The sequence below is a fragment of the Streptomyces tricolor genome, assembly GCF_002155905.1.
Classification (GTDB): domain Bacteria; phylum Actinomycetota; class Actinomycetes; order Streptomycetales; family Streptomycetaceae; genus Streptomyces; species Streptomyces tricolor.
Genome location: NZ_MUMF01000838.1, coordinates 168 through 384, shown reverse-complemented (window position 1 = coordinate 384; position 217 = coordinate 168). Strand labels below are relative to the sequence as shown.

1 pseudogene is annotated in these 217 nt (G+C 68.2%); it reads right to left on the bottom strand.

The features are described 5' to 3' along the window. Positions 1–217: pseudogene (locus CCN44_RS47025) on the bottom strand (chitinase); the annotation flags it as partial.

Sequence of the window (217 nt, the reverse complement as noted above, 5' to 3'; positions counted from 1 at the left end):
TCGCCGGCGACCGGGAAGCCGGTGAGCAGCATGTCGGTCATGGCGATGTGGAAGTCGGCGCCGCCCATGGAGTGGTACTGGTTGTCCAGGCCCATGATCGGGCCCGAGTTGTAGTCCTGGACGTGCAGGAGTGTGAGGTCGTCGCGCAGGGCGTGGATGACCGGCAGGTACGCGCCGCAGCGGGGGTCCTGTCCGCCCCACTTGCCGGTGCCGTAGT